This window comes from Mycobacterium sp. KBS0706 (assembly GCF_005938675.2).
Classification (GTDB): domain Bacteria; phylum Pseudomonadota; class Alphaproteobacteria; order DSM-16000; family Inquilinaceae; genus Inquilinus.
In genome coordinates this window covers 1-314 of the sequence record NZ_VCCH02000405.1, presented here as the reverse complement: position 1 = coordinate 314, position 314 = coordinate 1, and the positions used below count along the sequence as shown (strand labels likewise).

Annotated in this window: 1 protein-coding gene; it reads right to left on the bottom strand. The window is 69.1% G+C overall.

Annotation, left to right across the window (positions count from 1 at the left end; translation table 11 throughout):
• A partial coding sequence (locus FFK22_RS43695; RefSeq protein WP_186002998.1) for a hypothetical protein occupies positions 1 to 314 on the bottom strand: 314 nt, incomplete at both ends.

Genomic DNA, 314 nt, shown 5'->3' with positions numbered 1-314 from the left:
GGCGGCGAACGGCCGATCTTGCGGCAGACCTCGCGCATGAAGTCCTCGGGCGACAGGGTGTCGAGCTGCTCGTCCAGGATCTCGTCCTCGACCAGATGCTCCCAGACCCAGTTCCGCATGTATTCGACGTCCTCGGGCTGCGCGATCGCCTTGGCGACGGTGTCCGCGGCCTGCTGCCGCCGCTGCCGGCGGCGCTCCTGCTCGCCCGAGTCCTTGCGCTTTCCCCGGCGCATCAGGTACTGGGCGCGGATCCGCTCGGTCATGGCGATCGACAGCCGCACCGACCGCGACAGCCGCGACTGCTTCAGGTCGAA